Here is a 23,053-nt window from a genome sequence, read left to right as displayed (position 1 = left end):
GGCGGTCTTGCTTCCACGGAGTGAAGATGCCGATGTCCGCCAGCCTCAGCCGACCGCACCGTTTACATGCGGCCAAACCTCCACCGCGCCACGATAGATCATGTCCACAGCCACATAGAAAATGATCAGCAGGCCGACATAGGCAATCCAGCGGTGGCGATGCAGAAGCTTGGCAATGAAAGTCGCGGCCAGCCCCATCAGGGCGATCGACAGCACCAGGCCGATGATCAGTACCGGAAAATGATCACGCGCCGCTCCAGCCACCGCCAGCACGTTGTCGAGCGACATCGACACATCGGCGACGACAATCTGCAAGGCAGCCTGGCCAAGGGTCTTGCGCTTCGTCTTGCCGGCGACCGCCTGGTCGTTGTTGAGGTCCGAATTCGACAGTGCCTCGGTCGCTTCCAATTCATCGGCATGCGACGTACGCAACTCGCGATACATCTTCCAGCAGACCCACAGCAGCAGGATGCCGCCGGCGAGCAGCAGGCCGACGATCGCCAGCAGCTTGACGGTAATTGCGGCAAACCCGATGCGCAGCACCGTTGCCGCCACCACGCCGAGAAGAATCGCCTTCTTGCGTTGTTCGGCTGGCAGGCCGGCCGCGGCGAGGCCGATGACGATCGCATTGTCGCCAGCCAGCACGAGGTCGATGGCGATGACCTGGAGCAGGGCGGTCAGACTGGCAGCGCTGAAAAAAATGTCCATCGACAGGAAGCCCTTGCTGATTTTGCCGAGTGTTCGTCGATTATCCAGAGGCCCTAACTTGGTGGTCCCCTGGCGTCAAGGGATCACGCGGGGCTGCATCACCGAAGCAGCGTTGCGTCAAGCGCCGGCAGCCGGGCAAAACCATGGCCGATCACAAATCAATCGTAGAGATTGTACTTTGCCCAGTCGGCTTCTGGAATCTCGTCCCCGATCCGGTAACGGAGCTGCAGAACTTCCATATGGTCCGGCGCGGTCTGGCACTTGAATTTCAGCCGGTACCACTGCCCCTTGCTGCGAAACGCAGCACCCGAGCTCTTGATTGCATCGGCGTCCATCTCGGGCGTGGCGAAGGCGTAGGCGACGACGCGATCGGCTTTGAACTTGCGATCGTCATGGGTGATGCGGTCGAGCACTTCGGCGTCGCAACGCTGTTCAAGACGGGTTTGGGGATCGAGTTTCATCAGACCGGCGCGCAATGCATTGTCCATTGCGCTGGCTGGAAAACTCAGTGTCACTGACGCCAAGGCGGTCATGCAGAGCTTCTTCATGGGCGGGACAACCAACATATTTTGTCGGAGAAATCAACCGAGCGAACCGCCTCGGACGCCGCGGGAATCTTCAATCATATGGCCGGTGCGTTCAAAATTGCGTGTCGGGATTCGTCGTGCGATGCCTGCGGCCAACGGACCAAAGACGCACGGCCGGCATCGGTGAGATCGTAAAGGCCGCGGTCGACGCGCGCGAACCAGCCATAGACATTGTGCTGCAGGATTTTCGGCGCGATCGGCGTCACCGCCTTCAGATCTCGCGGCCGCCTGGGTCCGTCCACCATGGCGGCAGCGCAGGCGAGGGCGCTTTGGCGATAGGCCGTCATGATCGGATTGCGCGATCCTCCTCCGGCAACCGGATCGCCGCGACGGCGCTGGTGCTCGTCGACCAGACGAGAGCGCCGGCGGGCATTCTTGCGCGGCGCCGGCGCGATCGGGCTGAGAAGCACCTCGACCCGGTCCGTCGCGGTCACACCGAGCAGGCCGAAGCCAAGACGGCGGCAGAGATTGCGGAACCTGGCATCGCTTTCGCGGCCCTTGCCGCGGGCCGACATGCGCGCGGCCAGCCACACCTCGTCGCAGGCCGCCGCGCGATCGACACCTTGCAGCACCAGTTCGAGATTGAACTGCAGCTTCAACTCGCAGATGACGACAACCGGCGGCTCCCCCTCGCGCAACGCAACGACATCGCAGCCGCCGATCTCGCCTTTGACGACGAAGTCGAGGCTTTCGAGGAACCGCTTCACCGGCGCATAGAGTGAGGTTTCGTTCATGCCTCAAGGTTTAGCCGATTCGAAGCGAAAAGCCTTCCCGGGGTTCGGCGTTCCACGGCCCGAAAGCGGATCGGGTGGATACCGCACCGTCGGGCTGTCAGGCTTCGGTGTTCGGCACTGCCCGGTTCGGCAGCTTCCTGCGGCGCAGGAGGGGATAGCCGATCTGACCGAAATAGGTGGAAGGGATCGGATCGTCGACGCCGTACTTTTCCGGCACCTTGTCGCCGGTGGGATTGTAGGTGCCGAACAGCATGTCGAGGAAAGGCAACTGCCCGGCGAAGTTCTTGTCATAGGCTTCGCGCTGGTTGGCATGGTGCCAGCGATGGAACTGCGGGCTGGCGATCAGCCACTTCAAAGGGCCGAACGGAATCCGCACGTTTGAATGCACAAGCAGCGTGTGTCCAAGGTAGATGGTCGAAAAGACAGCGATCGAGGCTTCCGAGAAGCCGAGGAAAAAGATCGGCGTCAGCGATATCGCCTTTGTGACGATGGCGTCGACGGGGTGATTGTGGAAGGCCCCGAGCCAGTCGAGTTCCTCAATGCCGTGGTGAACGGCATGGAACTTCCAAAGCGCGGGGATTTTGTGGAAGGCCCGATGTGTCCAGTAGACGCCGATATCGGTAATCACGATGATTTCGGCAACCTGCAGCCAGACGGGCTGGCCGCTGACGGCCTGCGTTATCGCCGGCGGGACAAGGAGCGCAGCGGCACCGAGCGCGCCTGCCGCCATCATGACGATGGCCAGCTTTATGATGAAGCCGTTGAACAGCAGATAAATCAGATCGACAGCAAACCCCTTGCGGAAGATCTTCTGCGGCCGCTCGGCAAACAGATGTTCGAACGGAATGAAGATCAGCGCGCAGATCAACAGTGCCTTGATGCCAAAGATATCCATCGATTCGCCTCTGCGCGTCGTCTGCGCCTCCGAGAGGAACCACATCTCCCTTTCCAAAGGCTAAAGGCTCTGTAAGGGCGCTAACGCACGGAACGTGCAAGCAATGTCGCCGAACGCAACGGCTCGGAGCAATGGGACCGTCGAACGCGGTTGTTTGACACGGCTTCGAACCGTTCGTGTCCTAGCCGTCAAGACCCCAAAGATCCGGGTTGCGTTTGAAATACTCAATCAGCATCTCGGTGAGCACGCGCACTTTCCGCGTAGGATGCTGCCCCGGCGGGCGTACGACATACGCAGCTCCCGGAGGTATCGGATAGCGTGTCATGATCGGGACCAGCGCGCCGGAGGCCACATGTTCATGTGTAATGCAATCGGGGAGCCAGGCGATGCCGAGACCCGCCGCCGCCGCCGCGGCAAGCGCCGTGGCGCTGTCGGCCTTGAATCTTCCCTGCGGCTGGACCGTAACAATCTTGCCGCCATCCATGAACTGCCAGGCTTCCGTTCCCTGCATGAGGGCCTGATGGGTGACGAGTTCGTCCGGAGTCTCGGGTGATGCGTGCGCTTTGATGTAGTCCGGGCTCGCGACAAGCTTTCCATGGATAGGCCCGACGCGCTTCGCGATCAGGTTGGAGTCCTGAAGGTAGGCGCCCCGGATCGCGCAATCGAAACCCTCTGCGATGAGATCGACGAAGCGATCGCTGTATGAAGTATGGATGTGAAGATTCGGGTGCAGACGCGCCATTTCCGCGAGCACGGGGGCAAAATGGGTCGCGCCGAAAGTAAGCGGCATGGCAACCCTCAGGCGGCCGCGTAGCTCGCCGGTGGGGAAGATCGCTTCCCTGGCCGTATCAATCTCGGCGCTGGCTCGGGCCGCATGATCTCTGAAAGTAATTCCCGCCTCCGTGAGCGCGGCGCCGCGGGTCGTTCGTGCAAGAAGCTGGACGCCAAGCTCCGCCTCAACCCGAAAGAGCCGCCGACTGACGATCGACTTGGAGACGCCGAGTCGGCGGGCGGCGGCCGATACGCCCCCGGCATCGGCCACTACGACGAATGTCTGCAGATCTTCGATGTCCAATCGGCGTTCCTCGTTTCGCGACACAGCTTGCCTGAGTATGGCACTATCGCATCACCAAAAGGAACAGCAAATTGCGTTTCGGCAACGTCGCCCGCTGGCGCATGTCTCCCGAAAACCATGCCGTCCAGACGGCAGAGAAAGGAAGTCTTGATGACCCCTCGTAACGGCCTTGCTTCGCTTCTTCGTCCCGAAGATTCGGTACTCGTTCTTATCGACCACCAGCCCTACCAGCTCTCGAACCTGAACAGCCACGATCCGCATGCAGTGGTCAACAACTCAACGGCCTTGGCAAAGGCCGCGAAGGCCTTCGGCGTTCCCACCATCCTGACGAGCGTCGTTGCCGATCGGGGCGGCCTGATCTTCCCCCACATCACCGACGTATTTCCCGGCCAGGAGGTCATCGACCGGACGTTCATCAATACCTGGGAAGACAGGAAGGTCGTGGACGCGGTCAAGGCGACCGGCCGCAAGCAGCTCATCATCGCTGGCCTGTGGACCGAGATCTGCGTCGCCATGCCGGTTATCCAGGCGTTGGGCGAAGGCTGGGACGTCACGGTCATCGCCGACGCCTCGGGCGGCACGTCGGTCGAAGCGCACGAGGTCGCCATCCAGCGCATGATCGCGGCCGGTGCGAACATGATGACCTGGCTGGCGCTGGCCTCGGAATGGCAGCGCGACTGGGCGCGGACTGAGCACGTCGGGGAGCTGACGGAAGTGCTCAAGCAGCACGTCGCTGGCAGCGGCATCGCGTACCTCTGGGAACAGCAGCTGCTCAACACGCCTGTGCCAAGCACCGCGGGCTGAACTGGGGGAGGTGACGAAAGCTGGAGCGATCCAGCGCCAACAGGCTGGCTGCTTATCGAGCCGCGTCATCCCGCCCCACAAGACGGCCGCCCATGCCTGAATGCAGGGGCGGCCGGTGTCATCAACGATCACTTCCTCCAGCCATTGACCGCGACTTGCAGCCGGCGCAGCCTGACTATCTATCGCCTCATTGAAAGGACCATGGAGATGTTCGGCGGAGCGCTCCCGAGAGGAAATGACAGTCATCCATCCGAACTTCAAAGTGAGCCTGACGCACCGGGCGCTCTGATCGAGACGATGACTCGCAGTTCGGATATATCGACTTGGAACAGAGGACCTTGCAACCAAGCACGAGGTTGTCATCGCGTCTTAGGTACAAACTGCTACCCATGTCTCCGGGCTGGATAATTCGACGTCTGGCGGAGGAAGTGGGATTCGAACCCACGGTGAGCTTGCACCCACGCCGGTTTTCAAGACCGGTGCCTTAAACCGCTCGGCCATTCCTCCAACGTGGTTTATCAACCACTTGGGCAGCGCGGGGCCAACTCGTTTGGCCTGTTGGCACCGGATTGGCACCGAAGGCGTTCCCGGCTGGTTCGCGCTTCATTCCTGTAGAGCGGCATTGTGGGCTGCGTCAACCACCGCTGCGTCGCTTCGTGCTGTCCTGGGCAGACTCTGAGCGTGTCGGGATCGAGCGCCGGGACTAGCGCGGTCCAATGGTGCATGAAGAAGAAGCCCGCCGCGGGCGTTGCCCGAGATGTGAGGCGCTGCAGTGCTTGCATGCAGGGGCCCAGGCAAGGGCGCGATCCGGCTATCGACCGGAACCACCAAGCAGCCGGGCGAGCGGGTTAATCCTCACAGGGCCAACCTCTTGGGACGGCTGCGGTATTTCCCCAAAAGTTTAGTTCGCCAAGGGAACAGCTGCTGGTGAAGAAGGCCGAAGCTGCAATTTGGCTCCGGCCTGAGCGGTCCTCAGTCTTTGCAGCTTTCATCGGCCTTTGCCGCCGCGGCCTTATCACCATGCTGCTGCGCCTCAATGTCCTGCTGCGAGGTTGCGAGATTCTTGTCGCCGCCGCCTTCAGCGCCCGCCAATGGCATTGTGGCGCCATCCTTGGCGGCTGGCTTGCCCGCGCTGTCCGTGGCTTTCGGGGCCTCTAAGGGCGCGTGAGTTCCATCTTTCGAAATGCCGGCGGTCTGCTCGGCATCCGTCCCGGCATTGGAAGCCGACTTGTCCGGGCATGCGGCGATCGCAGACCCGGCAGAAAGTGACATTGCGATCGCGATTGTCAATGAAGCCATTTTCATCATGCTCATCCTTCTGTTCGAGTGCCCTGCGGATGAAACTAGCGGCGCATTTCTTTGTTCCGGACTGTCGGTCCGCTGCCCGACAAAGCCTGTCAACGGGCAGGTATCGCCGGCAGGAGCGAAGCCAGGCTCTCTGTGGCAGAGGGCATCACATCTCTCGCGGGAAGCGCGAAAATCGTTACTTTTCAGAGGGCTCTCGCGGTGGAGACGCCACAATCTTGCCCGGTTGCGGCCACAATCGGTTAATACCGTGATAAGCAATTCCTGCGCACAAAGGATCGGGGTTCGAAGGCGTCGCTGGTATTGGTCGGGTGAGTGTTTCGGCTTCTTCGACGGTTGGATACGACGTCTAGGCAAGACTGAAGGGGACATCAGGAAAATGCAGGCTGTGACGCAACCGCGTCTTCGTCGCGCTGCTGCAGTCGCGTTGTTCGCCATGTCGGCCGCCTTGCTGGCGGCTTGTGCGTCGCAGCCCGAGCCGAAAGCGATGGTCTACAAGAAGACCCGCTCCAAGGAATATTTCGCCGAATCCGAATATGGCGTGAAGGCAAGCCCGCGCGTGATCTCCCAGAATGGGCGCATCCAACGTGGCGGCGGCAGGGATCAGCTCGGCAAACCTTATCAGGTCCGCGGCAAGTGGTATTACCCGAAGGAAGACAAGCGCTACGCCAAGGTCGGCCTGGCCTCCTGGTATGGCGACGCCTTCCATGGCCGGCTTACCGCCAATGGCGAAGTCTACGACATGACCCACCTGACCGCAGCGCACCCGACCATGCCGCTGCCAAGCTATGCCCGCGTCACCAACCTCAAGACCGGCAGTTCGGTCATCGTTCGCGTCAACGATCGCGGCCCATATCACGAAGGCCGCATCATCGATGTGTCGGAGCGCGCTGCCCAGATGCTTGACTATGCCAACACCGGCACCGCTCAGGTGAAGGTCGAATATGTCGGCCGCGCGCCGCTTGACGGCGATGACGACCAATATCTGATGGCTTCCTACCATCCCGGCAACAGAGTGCCCGACCCGTCGGACGGACTGCCGACCGGCGTCATGGTCGCCATGAACGGGCCGTCGCCCAGCCTGCCTGCGGGCAGCGCGGCCGTGCCGTTTCCGGGCCAGTTGACCGATTCCGGTTCTGTCCAGCCGGCCATGTCGGCGCAGCCGTCGGCGTATGGCGATCTGGCGCTTCCCGATTTCGGGCCCATCGTGCCGGAACGCCCGCAGATCAATCTGCCGCCGCAATCGCCGTTTGCCGTGGCCTCGCTGTCCTACGCCGACGAACGGGTCGAACGCGCCTCAAGTGCCTTCGCTGCGCTGGGTGGCGACGGCATGTCGCCGGCCGACGTGCTTCAATCGTGGAAGCGGCAGCCGCCACCGGCCGGTCCGTCCACCGACTATGTCGCTGCCGGTTCGTTCGAGGACGCCGGAGAAGCCAAGCGTATTGCCGCTCAGCTTGCCGCCTTCGGCAAGATCGAGATCCAGCGTTCGGAACTCGACGGCGAGGATTGGTATTCGGTCAATCTCTATCCCGATGGCCACCGCAATCTGGACGAGATGTTGCAGGCTGCCTGGTCGCATGGCGCTCCCGATGCGCTGGCTGTGCGCAACTGAGCACAAGCCAGGCTGGATTTCCGCTACGCGGTTGATCCGCCGTGCAAAAAGCCCGATACTTTTTGCGGGCTTGCCGGCGGTGCCGGCCAACGGGTCGAACATCATGCAATTTCGCTTGCTCCCGCTCGCCGGGCTTCTGGTTTTTGGCCTGCTGCTGTTTTTCCAGGCTCCGGCCGGTGCACAGCTGTTCGAGACCAAGGCCGCACAGGCCTTCATGATCGACGCCGAGACCGGGACGGTGCTGTTTTCCAAGGATGCCGACAAGCCGATACCGCCGGCCTCGATGGCCAAGCTGATGACCATGGAAGTGGTTTTCAACGCCATCAAGTCTGGTCGCCTGAAGCTCGACGATACGTTCGTTGTCAGCGAAAACGCCTGGCGCAAGGGCGGCGCGCCTTCCGGAACATCCACGATGTTCGCCAAGCTCAAGTCGTCGATCCGGCTCGAAGACCTGATTCAGGGCGTGACCGTGCAGGCGGCCAATGACGGCTGCATCATCATCGCCGAAGGCATGTCGGGATCCGAGGACAATTTTGCCGCGCAGATGACCGAACGGGCCCGCCAGATCGGCCTCAAGACGTCGACTTTCGTCAATTCGACCGGCCTGCCGGCAGATGGCCAACAGACGACCGTGCGCGAGCTGGCGCAGCTCGCCCTGCACCTGTGGCGCGATTATCCGGATTTCTACCGCTATTACGGCCAGAAGGATTTTACCTGGAACAAGATTTCGCAGAGGAACCGCAATCCGCTGCTGGCGATGGACATCGGCGCCGACGGCCTGGCGGTCGGTGCGAGCGAGGCAGCCGGCTTCGGCATCGTCGGTACAGTCAGTCACAACGGCACACGGGTGATCGCGGCGATGAGCGGGTTGGCCTCGGACAAGGAGCGTGCCGAAGAGGCGCGAAAGCTGCTCGACTGGGGTGTCCGCTCGTTCGAGAAGACCGAAATCTTCGCCAGGGACGAGGTGGTTGGAGAAGCCCAGGTTTTTGGCGGCGCCAAGCCCGGGGTGATGCTGAAGGCCAAGGGTCCGATCGACATCTTCCTGCCGATCACCAACCGCGACAAGCTGACGGCCAGGATCGTCTATGACGGCCCGATTGCAGCACCGGTGGAGGAGGGGCAGCCGGTGGGTGCGCTGCGCGTCTGGATCGGCGATACGCTGAGCCAGGAGACGCCGCTTTTCGCAGCCGAATCGATCGGCGTCGGCACGCTGCCGCAGCGCGCTCTCGATGCAGTCAAGGAACTGGCGGTCGGCTGGCTGCGCTAAGGTACGTCGCTCAAATCTGGCCATGGTTTTGGCGAACGACATGCATGAAAGCAAAAAATGACGGCATGGACGTTTGGCCGAACGCGGACTATCTAGAGCGCTACAATCCCATTCAGCCATGGACAAGAAGGCCTCTCGGTTGGCACGCGGTTTTTTCATCACCTTCGAAGGCGGCGAGGGGGCAGGCAAGTCGACGCAGATCGAGCGGCTGGCCAGGAAGATGCGCGCCAAGAAATACGATGTGCTGCTTACCCGCGAACCTGGCGGCTCGCCGGGCGCCGAAGCCGTCAGGCATGTGCTGCTTTCGGGCGCGGCCGAACCGTTCGGACCGAAGATGGAAGCGCTGCTTTTCGCCGCCGCGCGGTCCGATCATGTCGAGCAGCTCATCCGGCCGGCGGTCGAGCGTGGCTACATCGTGCTTTGCGACCGCTTCCTCGATTCCTCGCGCGTCTACCAGGGCGTCACCGGCGGCATCGATCCGGCGTTCATGGATGCGCTGGAGCAGGTCGCCATCAACGGCATGATGCCGGACATGACGCTGATCTTCGACATCGATCCGGCGGAAGGCCTGAGGCGCGCAACGCTGCGGCGCGGCACCGAGGCAGTCGCCGACCGCTTCGAAAAGGAGACGCTGGCGATCCATCAGGCCCGCCGCGAGGCGTTTCTGGCGATCGCCAAGGCCGAGCCGGAGCGCTGCATCGTCGTCGACGCAGCCGCCGAGCCCGACGCGGTCGAGAACGTCGTCACCGCGGCGGTGTTCGCGGCACTGGCGGCGAGAACGCCGGCACGCGACAGGCAGGCAACGCCGGCATGATCTTCGAGCGCATCGCACCCGAGCAGCACGACACGCTGGACGGCGTGCCGGAGCCCGCCGAAACGCCCCTTCTGGTTGGGCACAGCCAGGCTGCGGGCGTGCTCACCGCTGCCTATCGGGCGGGCAAGCTGCCTCATGCGCTGATCTTCTCCGGACCGATCGGCATCGGCAAGGCGACACTGGCCTTCCATCTTGCGCATCATCTGTTGAAGCACCCCGATTTTGCGCAGGCGCCGGAAAGCCTTGCCGCTCCCGATCCGGCTTCGTCGCTGTTTCGCCAGATCGCCACCGGGGCGCATCCTTCCGTGCTGCATCTGACCCGGCCGCTGAACGACAAGACCAAGAGTTTCAAGACAGTCGTCACCGTGGATGAGATACGCAAGGTCAGCCGCTTCCTGTCGCTGACCTCGCACGACGGCAGCTATCGGGTCGTCATCGTCGACCCCGCCGACGACATGAACACCAATGCGGCCAATGCGTTGCTGAAAAATCTTGAAGAGCCGCCGGCACGGACGCTGTTCATCCTGATTGTCCACGCGCCGGGCAGCCTGCTGCCGACAATCCGGTCGCGCTGTCAGGTGGTGCGATTGAACCCGCTCGACGCCGACGACCTGATGACGGTGCTGGAAACGACCGAGCCGGCGCCGCCTGGCGATCCGGCGGCTCGCGCGGCACTGGTCGGGCGGGCAGGGGGCAGCGCCCGCAACGCGATCCTGTTGACGCAGTATGGCGGGCTGGAGATCGCCTCCACGCTCGACGCTCTGGTCACCGGCAGAAAGAGCGATGTCGGCGGCGCGTTTCGCCTCGCCGAAGCCGTGGCCGGCCGCGATCAGGCGATCCAGTTCGATATCTTCAACCGCCGGGCGCTGGACCTGTTGTCGGACGCGGCAAGTCAGGCAGCACTGGCGGGCGATCTCGCACGGGCCAAAAAATTGTCGGACACTTGGCATGAGGCGCTGGACGCTATATCTGAGACCGATACCTACAATCTCGACAAGAAGCAGCACGCCCTGATCATGATCGACCGCCTGAATTCTGCAATGCGAATGTGACGGTTTTCCCGATGCATGCCGTTGTCCCCAAAACCGGGGCCACTTTTGGGCGGCATGCATTGGCATCGGGATGGCAAATGCTGCCTCGATACGATATCCACCGCCACGCCTTTCCATTCAGACATTCATGACGGTTCATTCATGTCACGCGACAAATTCTACATCACCACCCCGATCTTTTATCCGAACGGCAAGCCGCATATCGGCCACGCCTATACGGTCATTGCAACCGATGCCCTGGCGCGCTTCCAGCGCCTGGATGGCAAGGACGTATTCTTCCTGACCGGTACCGACGAACACGGTCTGAAGATGCAGCAAACGGCCGAGAAGGAGGGCATAACGCCGCTGGCGCTGGCCGACCGCAATTCGGCGATTTTCCGCGCCATGACCGAGGCGATGGGTGGCTCGAACGACGACTACATCCGCACGACGGAACCGCGCCACTACGAATCCTGCCAGGCAATCTGGAAGGCGATGGCCGCCAATGGCGACATCTATCTCGACCGCTATAGCGGCTGGTACTCGGTTCGCCAGGAAGCCTATTTCGACGAAGGTGAGACGATCGTCGGCGACGACGGCGTGCGTCGCGAACCGCTTGGATCGCCCGTCGAATGGAACGAGGAAGAAAGCTACTTCTTCAGGCTTTCCGCCTATCAGGACAAATTGCTGGCGCTTTATGAGAGCCAGCCCGACTTTGTCGGTCCGACCGAGCGCCGCAACGAGGTGCTCAGCTTCGTCAAGTCCGGGCTGAAGGATCTGTCGATCTCGCGCACGACCTTCAAATGGGGCGTGCCGGTGCCGGGCGACGACAAGCATGTGATGTATGTCTGGGTCGATGCCTTGACCAACTACATCACCGCCGCCGGCTATCCCGACACAAAGGCCGAGCAATGGCGCTATTGGCCGGCTACGCACATCATCGGCAAGGACATTGTCCGCTTCCACGCGGTCTATTGGCCGGCCTTTCTGATGTCGGCGGGCATCGAGTTGCCAAAGCGCGTTTTCGCGCATGGCTTCCTGTTCAACCGCGGCGAGAAGATGTCGAAATCGGTTGGCAACGTCGTGGATCCATTCGCGATGGTCGAGCACTACGGTCTCGACCAGGTGCGCTACTTCTTCCTGCGCGAGGTGCCCTTCGGCAACGACGGCAGCTACAGCCATGACGCGATCGTCAACCGCACCAATGCCGACCTTGCCAATGGTCTCGGCAACCTGGCGCAGCGCTCGCTGTCGATGATCGCCAAGAACTGCGGCGGCGTGGTGCCACAGCGCAGCGACCTGACGGATGCCGACAGCGCGATCCTGGACCAGGCCGTCGCCGCTCTCGACACCGCGCGCAAGGCGATGGCCGAGCAGGGCATCCATCTGGCGCTGGCGTCGATCTTCGGCGTGGTGGCGGAAGCCGATCGCTACTTTGCCGGAGAGGCGCCATGGGCGTTGAAGAAGACCAATCCGGAGCGCATGGAAACCGTGCTGTGGACGACCGCCGAGGTCGTGCGCCGCGTGGCGGTGCTGTGTCAGCCCTTTACTCCGGGATCAGCCGCGAAACTGCTCGATCTGCTGGCGGTGCCGGCGGACAGCCGCGACTTCGTGCATGTCCACGCGGACCATGCGCTGGTGCCGGGCACCGCGTTACCCGTGCCGGAAGGGGTTTTTCCACGTTACGTCGAACAGCCGGACGCGAACGTCTGATGCTCGTCGACAGCCACTGCCATCTGGATTTTCCAGATTTCGCCGAGGAGCGGGCTTCCATTGTCGCTCGCGCCAAGGCGGCCGGTATAGGCCGCATGGTGACGATCTCAACTCGCGTGAAGAGATTTCAGCAAATCCATGAAATCGCAGAGACTTTTGACGAAGTATACTGTTCGGTCGGCACCCATCCGCACAATGCCGCGGAAGAGCTCGACGTAACATCTGCCGATCTCGTGCGGCTGGCCGCCCACCCGAAAGTGGTGGCGATCGGCGAGGCCGGTCTCGACTATTTTTATGACAAAGCGCCACGCGATGCACAGGCGCAAGGCTTTCGCAATCACATCGCCGCCGCACGCGAAACGGGGCTGCCGCTGGTCATCCATTCGCGCGATGCCGATGCAGATATGGCTGATATTCTTGAGGCCGAAACGGGGAAGGGCACCTTCCCCTTCATCCTGCACTGCTTTTCTTCCGGGCGTCGGCTTGCCGAAATTGGCGTCGCTCTCGGCGGCTACGTGTCGTTCTCGGGTATCCTCACCTTCAAGAATTCGGCTGAGTTGCGCGCCATTGCCGCCGATGTGCCGCATGACCGGCTGCTGGTCGAAACCGACGCGCCCTACCTGGCGCCCGTGCCGTTTCGCGGCAAACGCAACGAGCCGGCCTATGTCGCCCATACCGCCAAGGTGCTGGCCGAAACCATCGGCGTCAGCGAAGCTGAAATCGCCGATCTGACGACGGATAATTTCTTCCGGCTGTTCGGCAAGATGTCGCGGCCTGTAGAGCAAAGCGCCTGAACGATGACCGACCGGCTGCGCCTCACCATTCTCGGCTGCGGCTCGTCGCCAGGTACGCCGCGCATCACCGGCGACTGGGGCAATTGCGACCCCGACAACCCGAAGAACCGGCGCACGCGTGCCGCCGCACTCGTCGAGCGGATCGCGTCGAATGGCGGCCGCACGACTGTGGTCATCGACACGGGGCCGGATTTTCGGCAGCAGATGCTGCTGGCCGGCGTTAAACGTATCGATTCGGTCGTCTATACCCACCCGCATGCCGACCATATCCATGGCATCGACGATCTGCGCGGTTTCGTTCTCGATCAGCGCCAGCTCATCGACGTCCATGCCGACAGGGCGACGATGCTTCGCTTGCGGGAAGCGTTCGGATACTGTTTCGAGACGCCGCAAGGCAGTTCCTATCCGCCGATTGTCAGGCCGCATCTCATCGACCACACCAAGCCGGTGGTCATCGAAGGAGAGGGGGGTACCCTCACCCTCGAGCCGCTGCCGCAGATCCACGGCGACATCGTATCGCTCGGTTTCCGCATCGGCGGCCTCGCCTATTGCCCCGACATCAGCGACTTTCCGGAGCCCACCGCCGAACGGCTGCGCGCCCTCGACGTGCTGATCATCGACGCGCTGCAATACCGGACGCATCCTAGTCATTTGTCCCTTGGCGAAGCGCTTGATTGGATCGAGCGGCTGGCGCCGATACATGCGGTGCTGACGCATATGCACGTGCCGCTCGACTACGCAACGGTGGTGGCCGAGACACCAGCCAATGTCGAACCAGCCTATGATGGGATGATGATTGAAATCCCTTACGAATCAGCGTGAAAGAAACAGAACTTCATGACCGGCTCCAGGGCTCGCGTACCCAAAGCGCTGCCGATGCCGGTATGCATGACGACGTGACCTCACCGTCTCGGATACGCTGCCCGGCACACGGCCATCACAGTATCGCGAAGCCAGCGATGGGCCGGGTCGGCGTCCATTCGCGGATGCCACATCGCCGATATCTTGAACTCCGGCGTGGGGACCGGGACTTCGAAGGTCGCAAGACCCGACGTGACAGCGAGATCGCCCGTCAAGCTGTTGCCCAGGCATGAATGCGGCACCAGCGCGACCAGATCCGATTGGCGTGCGATCCGCATTGCATCCGGATATCCAGGCACGACGACCCTTATCGCCCGTTTAAGCCCCAGCTTCTCCAGGGCGGCATCGACGGGCTCGATTCTCTCCCCATCCTTGGACGCCAAGACATGGTCGCAGGCGGCATATCTTTCTGCGGTCACCGCCGCGCGCTCGAGAAGAGGATGTCCAATTCGGGCAACGCCAACAAGCTTGTCATGGAACAGGAACTGGGTGCGTATCTCCGGCGCGGACGTTCCAAGCAGGCCGATCTCCAGATCAATGAGCCCCTCCCTTAGCGGCCGCGCGTCCTTGTCAGGTTTGGGGACAAAGCGAAGGCAGATCCGTGGGGCTGCCCGAGTGACCGCGGCCACGACGGGGCCAGACAGAAATTCCAGAAATGCCTCGCTCACTCGGACGGTAAATGCCAGTTCGAGCGACGCGACGTCCATATGCGTGATCTGCGGCCGGAGCACTGCTTGCACGTCCCGCGCAAGCTCATGGACGCGCTCGCGCAGTTCGGCAGCGCGCGGTGTCGGCACCAGGCCTCGCCCGGCGCGAACGAGCAGCGGGTCGCCTGTTGCTGCCCGAAGTCGCGTGAGCGTCCGGCTCATGGCCGATGCGCTCAAGCCGAGGCGACGGGCTGCCCCTGTCACGCTGCCCTCGGCGAGCAGCACATCCAGTGCGACGAGAAGGTTCAGGTCCACATCAACATTGGTCATGACCTGAGCCTATCCCAGCCGCGTCGCCAGACATAGCGTTTGATGCAACCATACTTTGACTTTGATGCGTCTGGCGCCCTGCGCACGGCCGCTTATATCGGCTGTCGGACCAACATCGAAAGCTACCAACTCTCATGCCCAAACACATTCCGAGCGACCCAGCTCGCACAATCCTCCTCATTGGCGCATCGCGGGGCCTCGGCCATGCCATGCCGGCCGAGTTCCTGAAAAAGGGATGGAATGTCGTCGGCACAGTTCGCGGCGGCGGAACCCGGACCTTGCTGCACGATCTGGCAGACGAGCATGCTGGCCGGGTCGAGATAGAGACCCTGGACATCTGCGAGCCCGACCAGATTGCGGGCCTGCGCCAGCGCCTGACCGGCAGGATGTGTTCGTTAACGCAGGAACGACGAACAACGAAACGGATACGGTCGGGCAGGTTACGACGGACGAATTCATCCGGGTCATGCTCACGAACGCGCTGAGCCCATTACGCGTGATCGAGAGCCTCGATGATCTTGTCGAGGCGTTTGGGTTGATTGGCGTGATGTCGTCTGGACAGGGCAGCGTCAGCAACAACACGACCGGCCAGCTGTTGTAAAAGAGAGGGGCTCTGACCACCGATCAAGCTGAAATCCACTATAAATCAGCATGATGCGAATAAACCCTCATACGGTCTTCCGGCTCCTTGACGCAAATATCAGCAGCGTTCCGATCCGCTCGTAGCCCATCCGGGGATAAAGCAGCGCCCCGGCGTGGGTTGCAGCCAGCGCCGAGTACCTCGACCCACGCGCCCGATCGTCGTGCAACATTCTCGACATCAAAGCCTGGCCAATGCCGCGACGCCGGTGCGACGGCTCGACATACATGCTCGAACACCATGTGGCTCCCAGGGCATCAAGGCTGCGTACGCGCCCAACGATATCGGCGCCATCGACTGCCACATACTGACGGAATGGCGCGCTGTCGCCGAGCAAATCGTCTGGGATCGGCTGCCTGCGGATGATCTTTCCCAACTGCGCCGCCCGTTCGGCTGTCTGCACGCGTTCGATCGAAGCAACCGCCGGCGGGCTGGGAATCCGGCGCAATCGGTGGACAAAAAAGCCTTCGGTCCGAAGCAGCCGGTAGCCGAGAGCTTTGTAGTGCGGTTCGTGTGTCGGCCCGTCCGGATCCTCGTGGGCGATCACAACGGAAATGGCAAAGCCCGGCCGTGCATGCTGCCGCACGATGGCATCGGCCTCTTGAGCGGCGACGTCATGGACGACCCATTCTTCGCCGCGGTAGTCGCGAGGATTCTTGCGCTCGGCGTCGCGCATCAGCCACAACGGCCCAACACGGCTGGCCACGTAAGGAAAGGTGCGGCTTCTGTCGGCGCTGAAGCCTTGCACGAACACTTCAATCGCCGCTTCGATCTCGCTGTTTGCCATCTTCATCTAGACAGCCTAGCGTTGGCTATTCGCCCAAGGCAAGACGCCACGAACGCTCAAGCCTATGAGAATCAGCGGCAATTTACAGTTCCTGGCCCATGTGTTAGTTCCATAATCTATCTTATGCGACTTCCTGATGTGGCGGCGATAGAGTCGCCACGGGCCTTGGATTCAGATGCGCCTCTGGTAAGAACCTCTCTCATGGAAACCCTTGAGGCTCAGAAACCCAGAGTATCGGTTCGCAAGCGTGCGGCTGCGGTCAAATCGTTTCGCTGCAAGAACTTGGTAGCCGTTGTCGAAGATCCGAATGATATCAGGAACATCGGAACGGTAATTCGAAACGCAAATGCCCTCGGCGTTGAAAGAGTCTATATCGTCGATCCACGCAAAGCACTTCCTGATGACTGGCAGCAAATGCGCCAACGGAAATCGCTTTCGGAAACGTCTGTATCAGCCGTCAAATGGACGTTTGTGAAACGATTCGACAGCACTGACGCCTGCCTCAGCCATCTGGAAAAACATGGCTTTGTGTCCGTCGTCACGTCGCCGCATATAAAGGGAAAGACCAGCGTTTTCCTGCACGAGGGCGATTATACCCAGCACACCAAACTCGCTGTCTGGTTCGGCAATGAGAAACGGGGCATCAGCACCCTCGCGGTCGAGCGCAGCGAGATGTGCGTAGCAATTCCAATGTTCGGGATGATCGAGAGCCTAAACCTCGGAACCAGTTCGGGTATCGTACTCTACGAAATCGCGAAACAGCGACGCGAGTATCAGAGCAAATACCGCCGCGGTAGCCGGAAGGGAAAACGCGCTGAGCCACTACCTACTGTAATGCGTCGCGAAATTGGCGGCTTTGCTTCGAGCGAAACCGAAGGACAGACCTGAGCTGACGCGAAGCTCAACCGACCGTTGGCCGGCTCTACTTCCGTATAATGGCTCCGGATGTGCGGCTGTCGGCGGCGCGCTCGACCCGTTTCAGTTTGTGGGGCGATCTCGCCCCTACTCCAGCATGACCACGGCTTCCACCTCGAAAAGCATGGGGTCGATTGCAAGCTTGGGAACGGGAACCAGTGTCTGCGCCGGCAGCGCCTCGCCGAACATGTCCTTGACGTTCCTGGTCAACACATCGAGCTTGGACATGTCGTGGTCGACCACGAAGACCGTGAGCTTCGCCACCTGATCCGGCCTGGCGCCGATGCCCTCGAGCGCCGCATGCAAATTTGCGTAGGCCTGCTTAACCTGGACAGCGAAATCGGGTGACAAGGCTCCTGTGCTGTCTTGGCCGCCCTGCCCGGAGATGTAGGCAATCCGAGCTCCGCGCGGTGCGATCACGGCGGTGCTGTAGCCATTCGGCGACGGGTCGTAGAGCGTCTGTGGATTGACGATGGTCAGCTTGAGGTCGTTCCCAGTCGCTGTAGCCGCAGCGGAAACTGCCATGGTCATGATGATTAGCCCTCCGGTAAGCAGATGCTTGATTGCGCGTGACATGATTTCTCCTGGCTCTGCTGACTGCGAATAACGCACTCGCGGCCGGCATGGACTTTAACCAGATCGCTCATACGATGAATCGTGCGATGTACGAGTCATCGTATGGTACGTCGTACTAGTCAAGCGCTCAGCGTCGACATTCCTGACGGTGCCTGCCAAAATCGACGTTCGGCCAGCAAGGAAGACAGATGGCAGCCAAACCCCGCAGTGCCAGCAAACGATCGCAACGGACGAAGCTTCCACCCATGCAGGAAGCGAGCAGCGAGCCGCCGCTGTCTCGAGAGCGTATCGTGGCGATCGCGGTGGAACTGCTGGACGCCCAGGGCATAGACGGATTGACAATGCGTCGGCTGGCGGATCGCCTTGGCTCGGGTGTGATGAGCCTGTACTGGCACGTCGACAACAAGGAGGATGTCTTTGATCTGGCACTCGATTCGGTGCTCCAATATCGCGCATCGCCTAAAACAGGTGAGTCTCCGGACTGGCGCGGAGACGTCGTTCATATGCTCGAAAACTGGCGCGCCAGAATGTTGCGCCATCCTTGGTCGGCATCGCTGTTGCCGCGACGGGCGCTTGGCCCGAACATCCTCAGTCGCCTGGAAATGCTGAGCAAGACCTTGTCCAGAGCCGGTGTTGCGGACGCGGATCTCAACGCTGCGATTTGGTCGCTCTGGAACTATGTGATGGGCGCCACCCTCACCCGGGCAAGCTTCGACCTCTCGGAAGAAGACAGAGCAGCCGCGCAGCAGCGTCTTACACGTCTCAGCGAACACTATCCGACAATCGAACGCTCTCGTCTGCTGTTGGACAACGATTGGGACGGCACTTTCCGAAAAGGCCTGGACTTCCTGCTCGATGGCCTCTCGCCAAGATAGATTCCGGCGGCTACGCCCGGAGCAGACCGGATGGCGCTGCTTTGCGCACGCCAGTTTGACGCAATAGCTCCCAATCCACATCATCACATTTGGCTCGCTGCCAAGGCGGCACAGGCAACGGGCAAGCCCGGGTGCTCGACCCCATCGGCGGCGGTGGCTGGCGCGGCTGCATTGCAGCTGAATTGGTGCAACTGGCGATGTCGTTGTTACGCATTGCCAAACGCTGGCCGGAATCTCTCGATCTTTTGCGCAAACCTTTTTGCCTGACATGCGTTGTTTCCTCTCCAAGCCAAGGAGACGATCATGCAGATGAAGTCGGAAATAGCCGGTGAAGTGGCAAAGCAGCGCCATATCCAACGTGGCGTCGATGCCAAGGACAAATCGAAAGGCGATGGGAAGCAGCAAGGCGCCATGCAGGCTGGCGCCCGTGAATATCCCGAGCCCCCCTTCCCCGAGCAACATCAGCCCAAACCGGGGCACGAATGGGCACTAGAGCCGGAGCCTTTGTATGATGCGCCGTACTATCTCGGATCGAAAAAACTCGACCAAAAGGTAGCACTCATCACGGGCGGCGATTCCGGCATCGGCCGCTCGGTGGCGGTGTTGTTCGCCCGCGAGGGCGCCGACGTCGCGATCGTCTATCTGGCCGAGGACAAGGATGCTGAAGAGACCAAATCAGCGGTGGAAAAGGAGGGACGACGCTGCATCCTGGTCAAGGCCGATGTCAGCGAACGCAGCCACTGCCACAAGGCGGTCATGGAGACCGTTGAAAAATTCGGCCGCATCGACGTGCTGGTCAACAACGCCGCGTTCCAGATCCATTCCAGCGATTTCGGCGAGCTGACCGAAGAACATTTCGACACGACGCTGAAGACCAATCTTTACGGCTATTTTCATATGGCGCAGGAAGCGGTGCCGCACATGAAGCCCGGTTCGGCGATCATCAACACCGGTTCGGTAACCGGTATCGACGGTTCAAAACAACTGGTCGACTATTCGATGACCAAGGGCGGCATACATGCCTTCACGCGGGCCTTGTCGGGCAATCTCATCGGCAAGGGCATAAGGGTGAATGCGGTCGCACCGGGTCCGGTGTGGACGCCGCTCAATCCGTCGGACAAGGAAGCCGACGACGTCTCGAAATTCGGCGCGGACACGCCAATGAAACGACCCGCGCAACCGGAAGAACTCGCGCCGGCCTATGTGTTCCTCGCTTCGCCGCACTGCTCGAGCTACATCACCGGCGAGATCTTGCCGGTCGTCGGAGGTTACTGAGGATGGCCGAAACGAAATCCGTAACCAAGGAGTAGGATGGATGGGCCGTCTGCTTTTCATGGTGGCGCTCGCTTGCGTAGCGTACCGCATCTACACGGAAACAGCAGGATCTGCTCGGCATGTGCCGCAGGATGACGATGAGGCGCTGCGCAAGCAATCAGCGGCCCTGGGCGTCGACCCGTCTCGCTGACGGAGTGGAAACCTGCCGGCAATCCGGCCGGCCGAGTTATCAGCCGGCCGGATTGCAGCCTTATTCGGCTGCCTGCAGGTTGATCTTGCTTTCCGCCATTTCGGTGAGCTTGCGATCGGTCGCCTGTTCTTCCCTGAGGTTCTTGGTCAGCACATTGGCGCAGTCCGTGCGGCCGAGTTGCTTGGCCCAGGCGATGAGCGTGCCGTAGCGTGTCATCTCATAGTGTTCGACGGCCTGCGCCGAAGCAATCAGCGCCGCATCGAGAACCTCCTTGTCATCGACGTCACCGCTCACATCGTCGGCCTCCTCGAGAATGCCGTCAATTGCCGGACAGTTGACCTCCTTGGCCTTGACGCCATGCAACTCAAACACCTGTTCGACGCGCTCGATATGGCCTCTCGTCTGATCGAGGTGTTTTTCAAATCCGGCTTTCAATTGCGGGTCGGTTGCCTTGTCGATCATCTTCGGCAGCGCCTTCTCGATCTGCTTTTCGGCGTAGTAGATGTCGCGCAGCGTGTGCACGAAGAGATCGTCGAGTGTCTTGATGTCCTTCGAAAAGAAGCCCATGGCCTTACCTTTCATTGCGCTTGGTGTGGATTTCGGCGACGCGGTTTGCGCGCCGCCAGCAAAGACCGGGACGGTTCCCGGCTTGTCTGGTCAACGTACCGGCACTGAAGGAGTTCCTGATTTCCGAGGGCGAACCGCCCTTCTCCAGACCTGCGATCCGGTCGGTGGGGAGCCTTTGTCTCGATCGCACGTTCTAGCCGGGTAACCGGAACGAGAAGGGTCGGCGGAATGTATTTCATTGCATTGGCGGCAGACTATGACGGCACGCTGGCTCATGATGGGATCGTCGCCAAGAAGACGCTCGCCGCGCTTGAGCGGTTCAAGAAAAGCGGCCGCAAGCTGGTTCTCGTCACCGGGCGTGAACTGCCCGATCTCAAGCGCGTCTTTCCCGAGCTTAGCCTCTTCGACAAGGTCGTCGCTGAGAATGGCGCGATGATCTACACGCCGGCAAGCGAGGAAGAACGGGTGATCGCCCCATCGCCCGAGCCCAAATTCGTCGCCAGATTGAAGCGGCAGGGCGTCAAGCCGCTTTCGGTCGGGCGATCGATCGTCGCGACCTGGGAACCCCATCAGGCGACCGTGCTCGATATCATCAAGAAGATGGGTCTCGAACTGGAAATCATCTTCAACAAGGGCGCGGTGATGATCCTGCCGAGCGGCATCAACAAAGCCACCGGGCTCGCTGCGGCCCTTCAGGACCTTCGACTTTCGCCGCACAACGTCGTCGGCGTCGGCGATGCCGAGAACGACCACGCGTTCCTGCAGGCCTGTGGCTGCAGCGCCGCCGTCGATAATGCAATTCCGGCGGTCAAGGATACAGCCAATCTGGTCATGCGTGGCGCCCGCGGCAAAGGCGTGGAGCAATTGATCGCAAAACTGATAAAGCGTGATCACGCGATAGTGCCGAAGCGCCATGACGGCATCGTTCTTGGATCGTCTGGCGGCGATGATGTCTACCTGTCGCCGAGCGACACGATCCTCATTGCCGGGAGTTCCGGCATTGGTAAATCCACCTTGGCAACCGCGCTGACGGAACGCTTCGTCGAAAGTGGTTTTCAGTTCTGCGTCTTCGATCCCGAAGGCGACTATGACGGGCTCGAAGGCGCCGTCCGCCTGGGAGACGGCTCAAGCGCGCCGACAAAGGCGCAGGTGCTGGATCTGATCGCCAAGGCCGACAGCAACATTGTCGTCAATGGATTGGCCCTGCGCGTCGACGAGAGGCCGGATTTCTTTGCCGACCTGCTGCCTGGCCTGAGCAGTTTCCGCCGGCGCACCGCGAGACCGCACTGGCTCGTCATCGATGAAGCGCACCATCTTCTGCCCAAGCGGCGCGACGATACGCGGGCGGTCCTGTCATTGGAATTGCCGGGCACAATCCTGATCACCGTTCACCCCGAGGCGATCTCGACAGACGCCTTGCGCCTTGTCACAGCCATCATTGCCCTTGGCCCCAAGGCGAAGGACGTGGTGAAGGTCTTCTGCAAGGAAACTGGCATTGAGCCGCCAAAGGACATTCCAACGCCCAAAGGCGCGCGCGTGCTGTTCTGGCGGCCGCAGTCGGGCAAGAAAGTCAAGACGGTCAAGGTGGTCGAACCACGTCAGTCACTCAAGCGGCACAGCCGGAAATATGCCGAAGGCCAGCTCGACGAAGCCGGCAGCTTCTATTTCCATGGCCCTGACAATGCGATGAACCTCAGGGCTCACAATCTGATGATCTTCGCTCAGATCGCCGAGGGGATAGACGACAAGACCTGGGAGTTTCATTTGCGCACCGGCGACTATTCCAAATGGTTCCGACATCAGATCAGGGACAAGGACCTGGCGCGCGAAACCGCCGAGGCGGAAGAGGACAAGACCCTGTCGGCGCAGGATAGCCGCAAGCGGGTGCTTGACGCTGTACGCCGCCGTTACACGGCTCCGGCCACAGCCCCGGAGTGACACTCGAGAGCCAAGGCGATTAAGCTATCGCTGCATGCGAAAACTTTTTCAGTCGGACAACGCCGCCCCACCGCGACAATTTCGATGACGATGTCGGCTTGTGAAGCCCCTCC

Annotated in this window: 25 protein-coding genes and 1 tRNA gene; 15 read left to right on the top strand and 11 right to left on the bottom strand. The window is 61.2% G+C overall.

The window, feature by feature from the left end; all coding sequences use genetic code 11:
• Positions 1 to 45 precede the first annotated feature (45 nt).
• From AC0L24_RS08835 to AC0L24_RS08815, 5 genes are all read right to left on the bottom strand, one after another.
• Positions 46 to 708, bottom strand: a complete 663-nt coding sequence (locus AC0L24_RS08835; RefSeq protein ID WP_127271063.1) for a TerC family protein — start codon at positions 706 to 708, stop codon at positions 46 to 48.
• A 158-nt stretch (positions 709 to 866) separates the two neighbouring features.
• A complete protein-coding gene (locus tag AC0L24_RS08830; protein WP_164873846.1) occupies positions 867 to 1,274 on the bottom strand; it encodes a DUF930 domain-containing protein in 408 nt (135 codons plus the stop codon).
• 56 nt (positions 1,275 to 1,330) lie between these two features.
• Positions 1,331 to 2,029, bottom strand: a complete 699-nt coding sequence (locus tag AC0L24_RS08825; RefSeq protein WP_127810369.1) for a DUF2161 domain-containing phosphodiesterase — start codon at positions 2,027 to 2,029, stop codon at positions 1,331 to 1,333.
• A gap of 97 nt (positions 2,030 to 2,126) precedes the next feature.
• Positions 2,127 to 2,924 (bottom strand): sterol desaturase family protein, encoded by a 798-nt coding sequence (locus AC0L24_RS08820; protein ID WP_127380380.1) that lies wholly within the window; start codon positions 2,922 to 2,924, stop codon positions 2,127 to 2,129.
• Positions 2,925 to 3,105: 181 nt separating this feature from the next.
• A complete protein-coding gene (locus tag AC0L24_RS08815) occupies positions 3,106 to 3,999 on the bottom strand; it encodes a LysR family transcriptional regulator (RefSeq protein ID WP_127810368.1) in 894 nt (297 codons plus the stop codon).
• A gap of 150 nt (positions 4,000 to 4,149) precedes the next feature.
• On the opposite strand from AC0L24_RS08815, the gene AC0L24_RS08810 reads away from it, so the two are divergent.
• Positions 4,150 to 4,803 (top strand): hydrolase, encoded by a 654-nt coding sequence (locus AC0L24_RS08810; RefSeq protein WP_127395985.1) that lies wholly within the window; start codon positions 4,150 to 4,152, stop codon positions 4,801 to 4,803.
• Positions 4,804 to 5,220: 417 nt separating this feature from the next.
• On the opposite strand, the gene AC0L24_RS08805 is transcribed toward AC0L24_RS08810, so the two are convergent.
• Together AC0L24_RS08805 and AC0L24_RS08800 are read right to left on the bottom strand one after the other, a co-directional pair.
• Positions 5,221 to 5,310: transfer RNA gene (locus tag AC0L24_RS08805), tRNA-Ser, on the bottom strand.
• 465 nt (positions 5,311 to 5,775) lie between these two features.
• Positions 5,776 to 6,111: a hypothetical protein gene (locus AC0L24_RS08800; RefSeq protein ID WP_127409082.1), complete on the bottom strand. Its 336-nt coding sequence runs from the start codon at positions 6,109 to 6,111 to the stop codon at positions 5,776 to 5,778.
• A gap of 376 nt (positions 6,112 to 6,487) precedes the next feature.
• On the opposite strand from AC0L24_RS08800, the gene AC0L24_RS08795 reads away from it, so the two are divergent.
• From AC0L24_RS08795 to AC0L24_RS08765, 7 genes are all read left to right on the top strand, one after another.
• Positions 6,488 to 7,720, top strand: a complete 1,233-nt coding sequence (locus AC0L24_RS08795) for a septal ring lytic transglycosylase RlpA family protein (protein WP_127399039.1) — start codon at positions 6,488 to 6,490, stop codon at positions 7,718 to 7,720.
• Between the two features lie 103 nt (positions 7,721 to 7,823).
• Positions 7,824 to 8,987 carry a D-alanyl-D-alanine carboxypeptidase family protein gene (locus AC0L24_RS08790; RefSeq protein ID WP_174800326.1) on the top strand — a complete coding sequence of 388 codons (1,164 nt, stop codon included), beginning with the start codon at positions 7,824 to 7,826 and terminating at the stop codon, positions 8,985 to 8,987.
• A 139-nt stretch (positions 8,988 to 9,126) separates the two neighbouring features.
• Entirely contained in the window at positions 9,127 to 9,801 is a 675-nt protein-coding gene (gene tmk, locus AC0L24_RS08785; protein WP_164873845.1) for a dTMP kinase, read from the top strand.
• Positions 9,798 to 10,853, top strand: coding sequence for a DNA polymerase III subunit delta' (locus AC0L24_RS08780; protein WP_127810364.1), 1,056 nt, complete (start codon positions 9,798 to 9,800; stop codon positions 10,851 to 10,853). Before tmk ends, AC0L24_RS08780 begins: the two co-directional genes overlap by 4 nt.
• Positions 10,854 to 10,994: 141 nt before the next feature.
• Positions 10,995 to 12,545 (top strand): methionine--tRNA ligase, encoded by a 1,551-nt coding sequence (gene metG / locus AC0L24_RS08775; RefSeq protein WP_127397802.1) that lies wholly within the window; start codon positions 10,995 to 10,997, stop codon positions 12,543 to 12,545.
• Positions 12,545 to 13,339 (top strand): TatD family hydrolase, encoded by a 795-nt coding sequence (locus AC0L24_RS08770; RefSeq protein ID WP_127397803.1) that lies wholly within the window; start codon positions 12,545 to 12,547, stop codon positions 13,337 to 13,339. Before metG ends, AC0L24_RS08770 begins: the two co-directional genes overlap by 1 nt.
• Positions 13,340 to 13,342: 3 nt before the next feature.
• Positions 13,343 to 14,161 (top strand): MBL fold metallo-hydrolase, encoded by an 819-nt coding sequence (locus tag AC0L24_RS08765; protein ID WP_127328993.1) that lies wholly within the window; start codon positions 13,343 to 13,345, stop codon positions 14,159 to 14,161.
• Between the two features lie 80 nt (positions 14,162 to 14,241).
• Here AC0L24_RS08765 and AC0L24_RS08760 read toward each other — a convergent pair whose 3' ends face one another.
• Positions 14,242 to 15,177: a LysR family transcriptional regulator gene (locus tag AC0L24_RS08760; protein WP_292695776.1), complete on the bottom strand. Its 936-nt coding sequence runs from the start codon at positions 15,175 to 15,177 to the stop codon at positions 14,242 to 14,244.
• A gap of 388 nt (positions 15,178 to 15,565) precedes the next feature.
• Here AC0L24_RS08760 and AC0L24_RS08755 point away from each other — a divergent pair, with 388 nt between their 5' ends.
• On the top strand, positions 15,566 to 15,778 hold the full coding sequence (locus AC0L24_RS08755) for a Rossmann-fold NAD(P)-binding domain-containing protein (RefSeq protein WP_174800325.1): 213 nt from the start codon (positions 15,566 to 15,568) through the stop codon (positions 15,776 to 15,778).
• A 67-nt stretch (positions 15,779 to 15,845) separates the two neighbouring features.
• On the opposite strand, the gene AC0L24_RS08750 is transcribed toward AC0L24_RS08755, so the two are convergent.
• Positions 15,846 to 16,610: a GNAT family N-acetyltransferase gene (locus AC0L24_RS08750; RefSeq protein WP_473563652.1), complete on the bottom strand. Its 765-nt coding sequence runs from the start codon at positions 16,608 to 16,610 to the stop codon at positions 15,846 to 15,848.
• Between the two features lie 195 nt (positions 16,611 to 16,805).
• On the opposite strand from AC0L24_RS08750, the gene AC0L24_RS08745 reads away from it, so the two are divergent.
• Positions 16,806 to 17,492 carry a TrmH family RNA methyltransferase gene (locus tag AC0L24_RS08745; RefSeq protein ID WP_127320803.1) on the top strand — a complete coding sequence of 229 codons (687 nt, stop codon included), beginning with the start codon at positions 16,806 to 16,808 and terminating at the stop codon, positions 17,490 to 17,492.
• A 114-nt stretch (positions 17,493 to 17,606) separates the two neighbouring features.
• Here AC0L24_RS08745 and AC0L24_RS08740 read toward each other — a convergent pair whose 3' ends face one another.
• Positions 17,607 to 18,095 carry a RidA family protein gene (locus tag AC0L24_RS08740; RefSeq protein WP_189367287.1) on the bottom strand — a complete coding sequence of 163 codons (489 nt, stop codon included), beginning with the start codon at positions 18,093 to 18,095 and terminating at the stop codon, positions 17,607 to 17,609.
• A gap of 188 nt (positions 18,096 to 18,283) precedes the next feature.
• Between AC0L24_RS08740 and AC0L24_RS08735 the strand changes: the two genes are divergently transcribed.
• The 4 genes from AC0L24_RS08735 (at position 18,284) to AC0L24_RS08720 (ending at position 20,435) form a co-directional block, all read left to right on the top strand.
• On the top strand, positions 18,284 to 18,970 hold the full coding sequence (locus AC0L24_RS08735; protein WP_127810361.1) for a TetR/AcrR family transcriptional regulator: 687 nt from the start codon (positions 18,284 to 18,286) through the stop codon (positions 18,968 to 18,970).
• A gap of 131 nt (positions 18,971 to 19,101) precedes the next feature.
• Complete coding sequence (locus AC0L24_RS08730; RefSeq protein WP_127268843.1) at positions 19,102 to 19,302, top strand: hypothetical protein; 201 nt, start codon at positions 19,102 to 19,104, stop codon at positions 19,300 to 19,302.
• Complete coding sequence (locus AC0L24_RS08725) at positions 19,274 to 20,245, top strand: SDR family oxidoreductase (protein WP_127810360.1); 972 nt, start codon at positions 19,274 to 19,276, stop codon at positions 20,243 to 20,245. The genes AC0L24_RS08730 and AC0L24_RS08725 overlap by 29 nt, the downstream gene beginning before the upstream one ends.
• 40 nt (positions 20,246 to 20,285) lie before the next feature.
• Positions 20,286 to 20,435, top strand: coding sequence for a hypothetical protein (locus tag AC0L24_RS08720; RefSeq protein ID WP_127397577.1), 150 nt, complete (start codon positions 20,286 to 20,288; stop codon positions 20,433 to 20,435).
• Between the two features lie 60 nt (positions 20,436 to 20,495).
• Here AC0L24_RS08720 and AC0L24_RS08715 read toward each other — a convergent pair whose 3' ends face one another.
• Positions 20,496 to 21,002, bottom strand: a complete 507-nt coding sequence (locus tag AC0L24_RS08715) for a YciE/YciF ferroxidase family protein (protein ID WP_128288701.1) — start codon at positions 21,000 to 21,002, stop codon at positions 20,496 to 20,498.
• Positions 21,003 to 21,230: 228 nt separating this feature from the next.
• On the opposite strand from AC0L24_RS08715, the gene AC0L24_RS08710 reads away from it, so the two are divergent.
• Entirely contained in the window at positions 21,231 to 22,940 is a 1,710-nt protein-coding gene (locus AC0L24_RS08710) for an HAD family hydrolase (RefSeq protein WP_128288702.1), read from the top strand.
• Positions 22,941 to 23,053: the final 113 nt, after the last annotated feature.

It is taken from the genome of Mesorhizobium sp. WSM4809, assembly GCF_055811655.1.
This window is presented reverse-complemented; position numbering and strand designations above follow the sequence as displayed.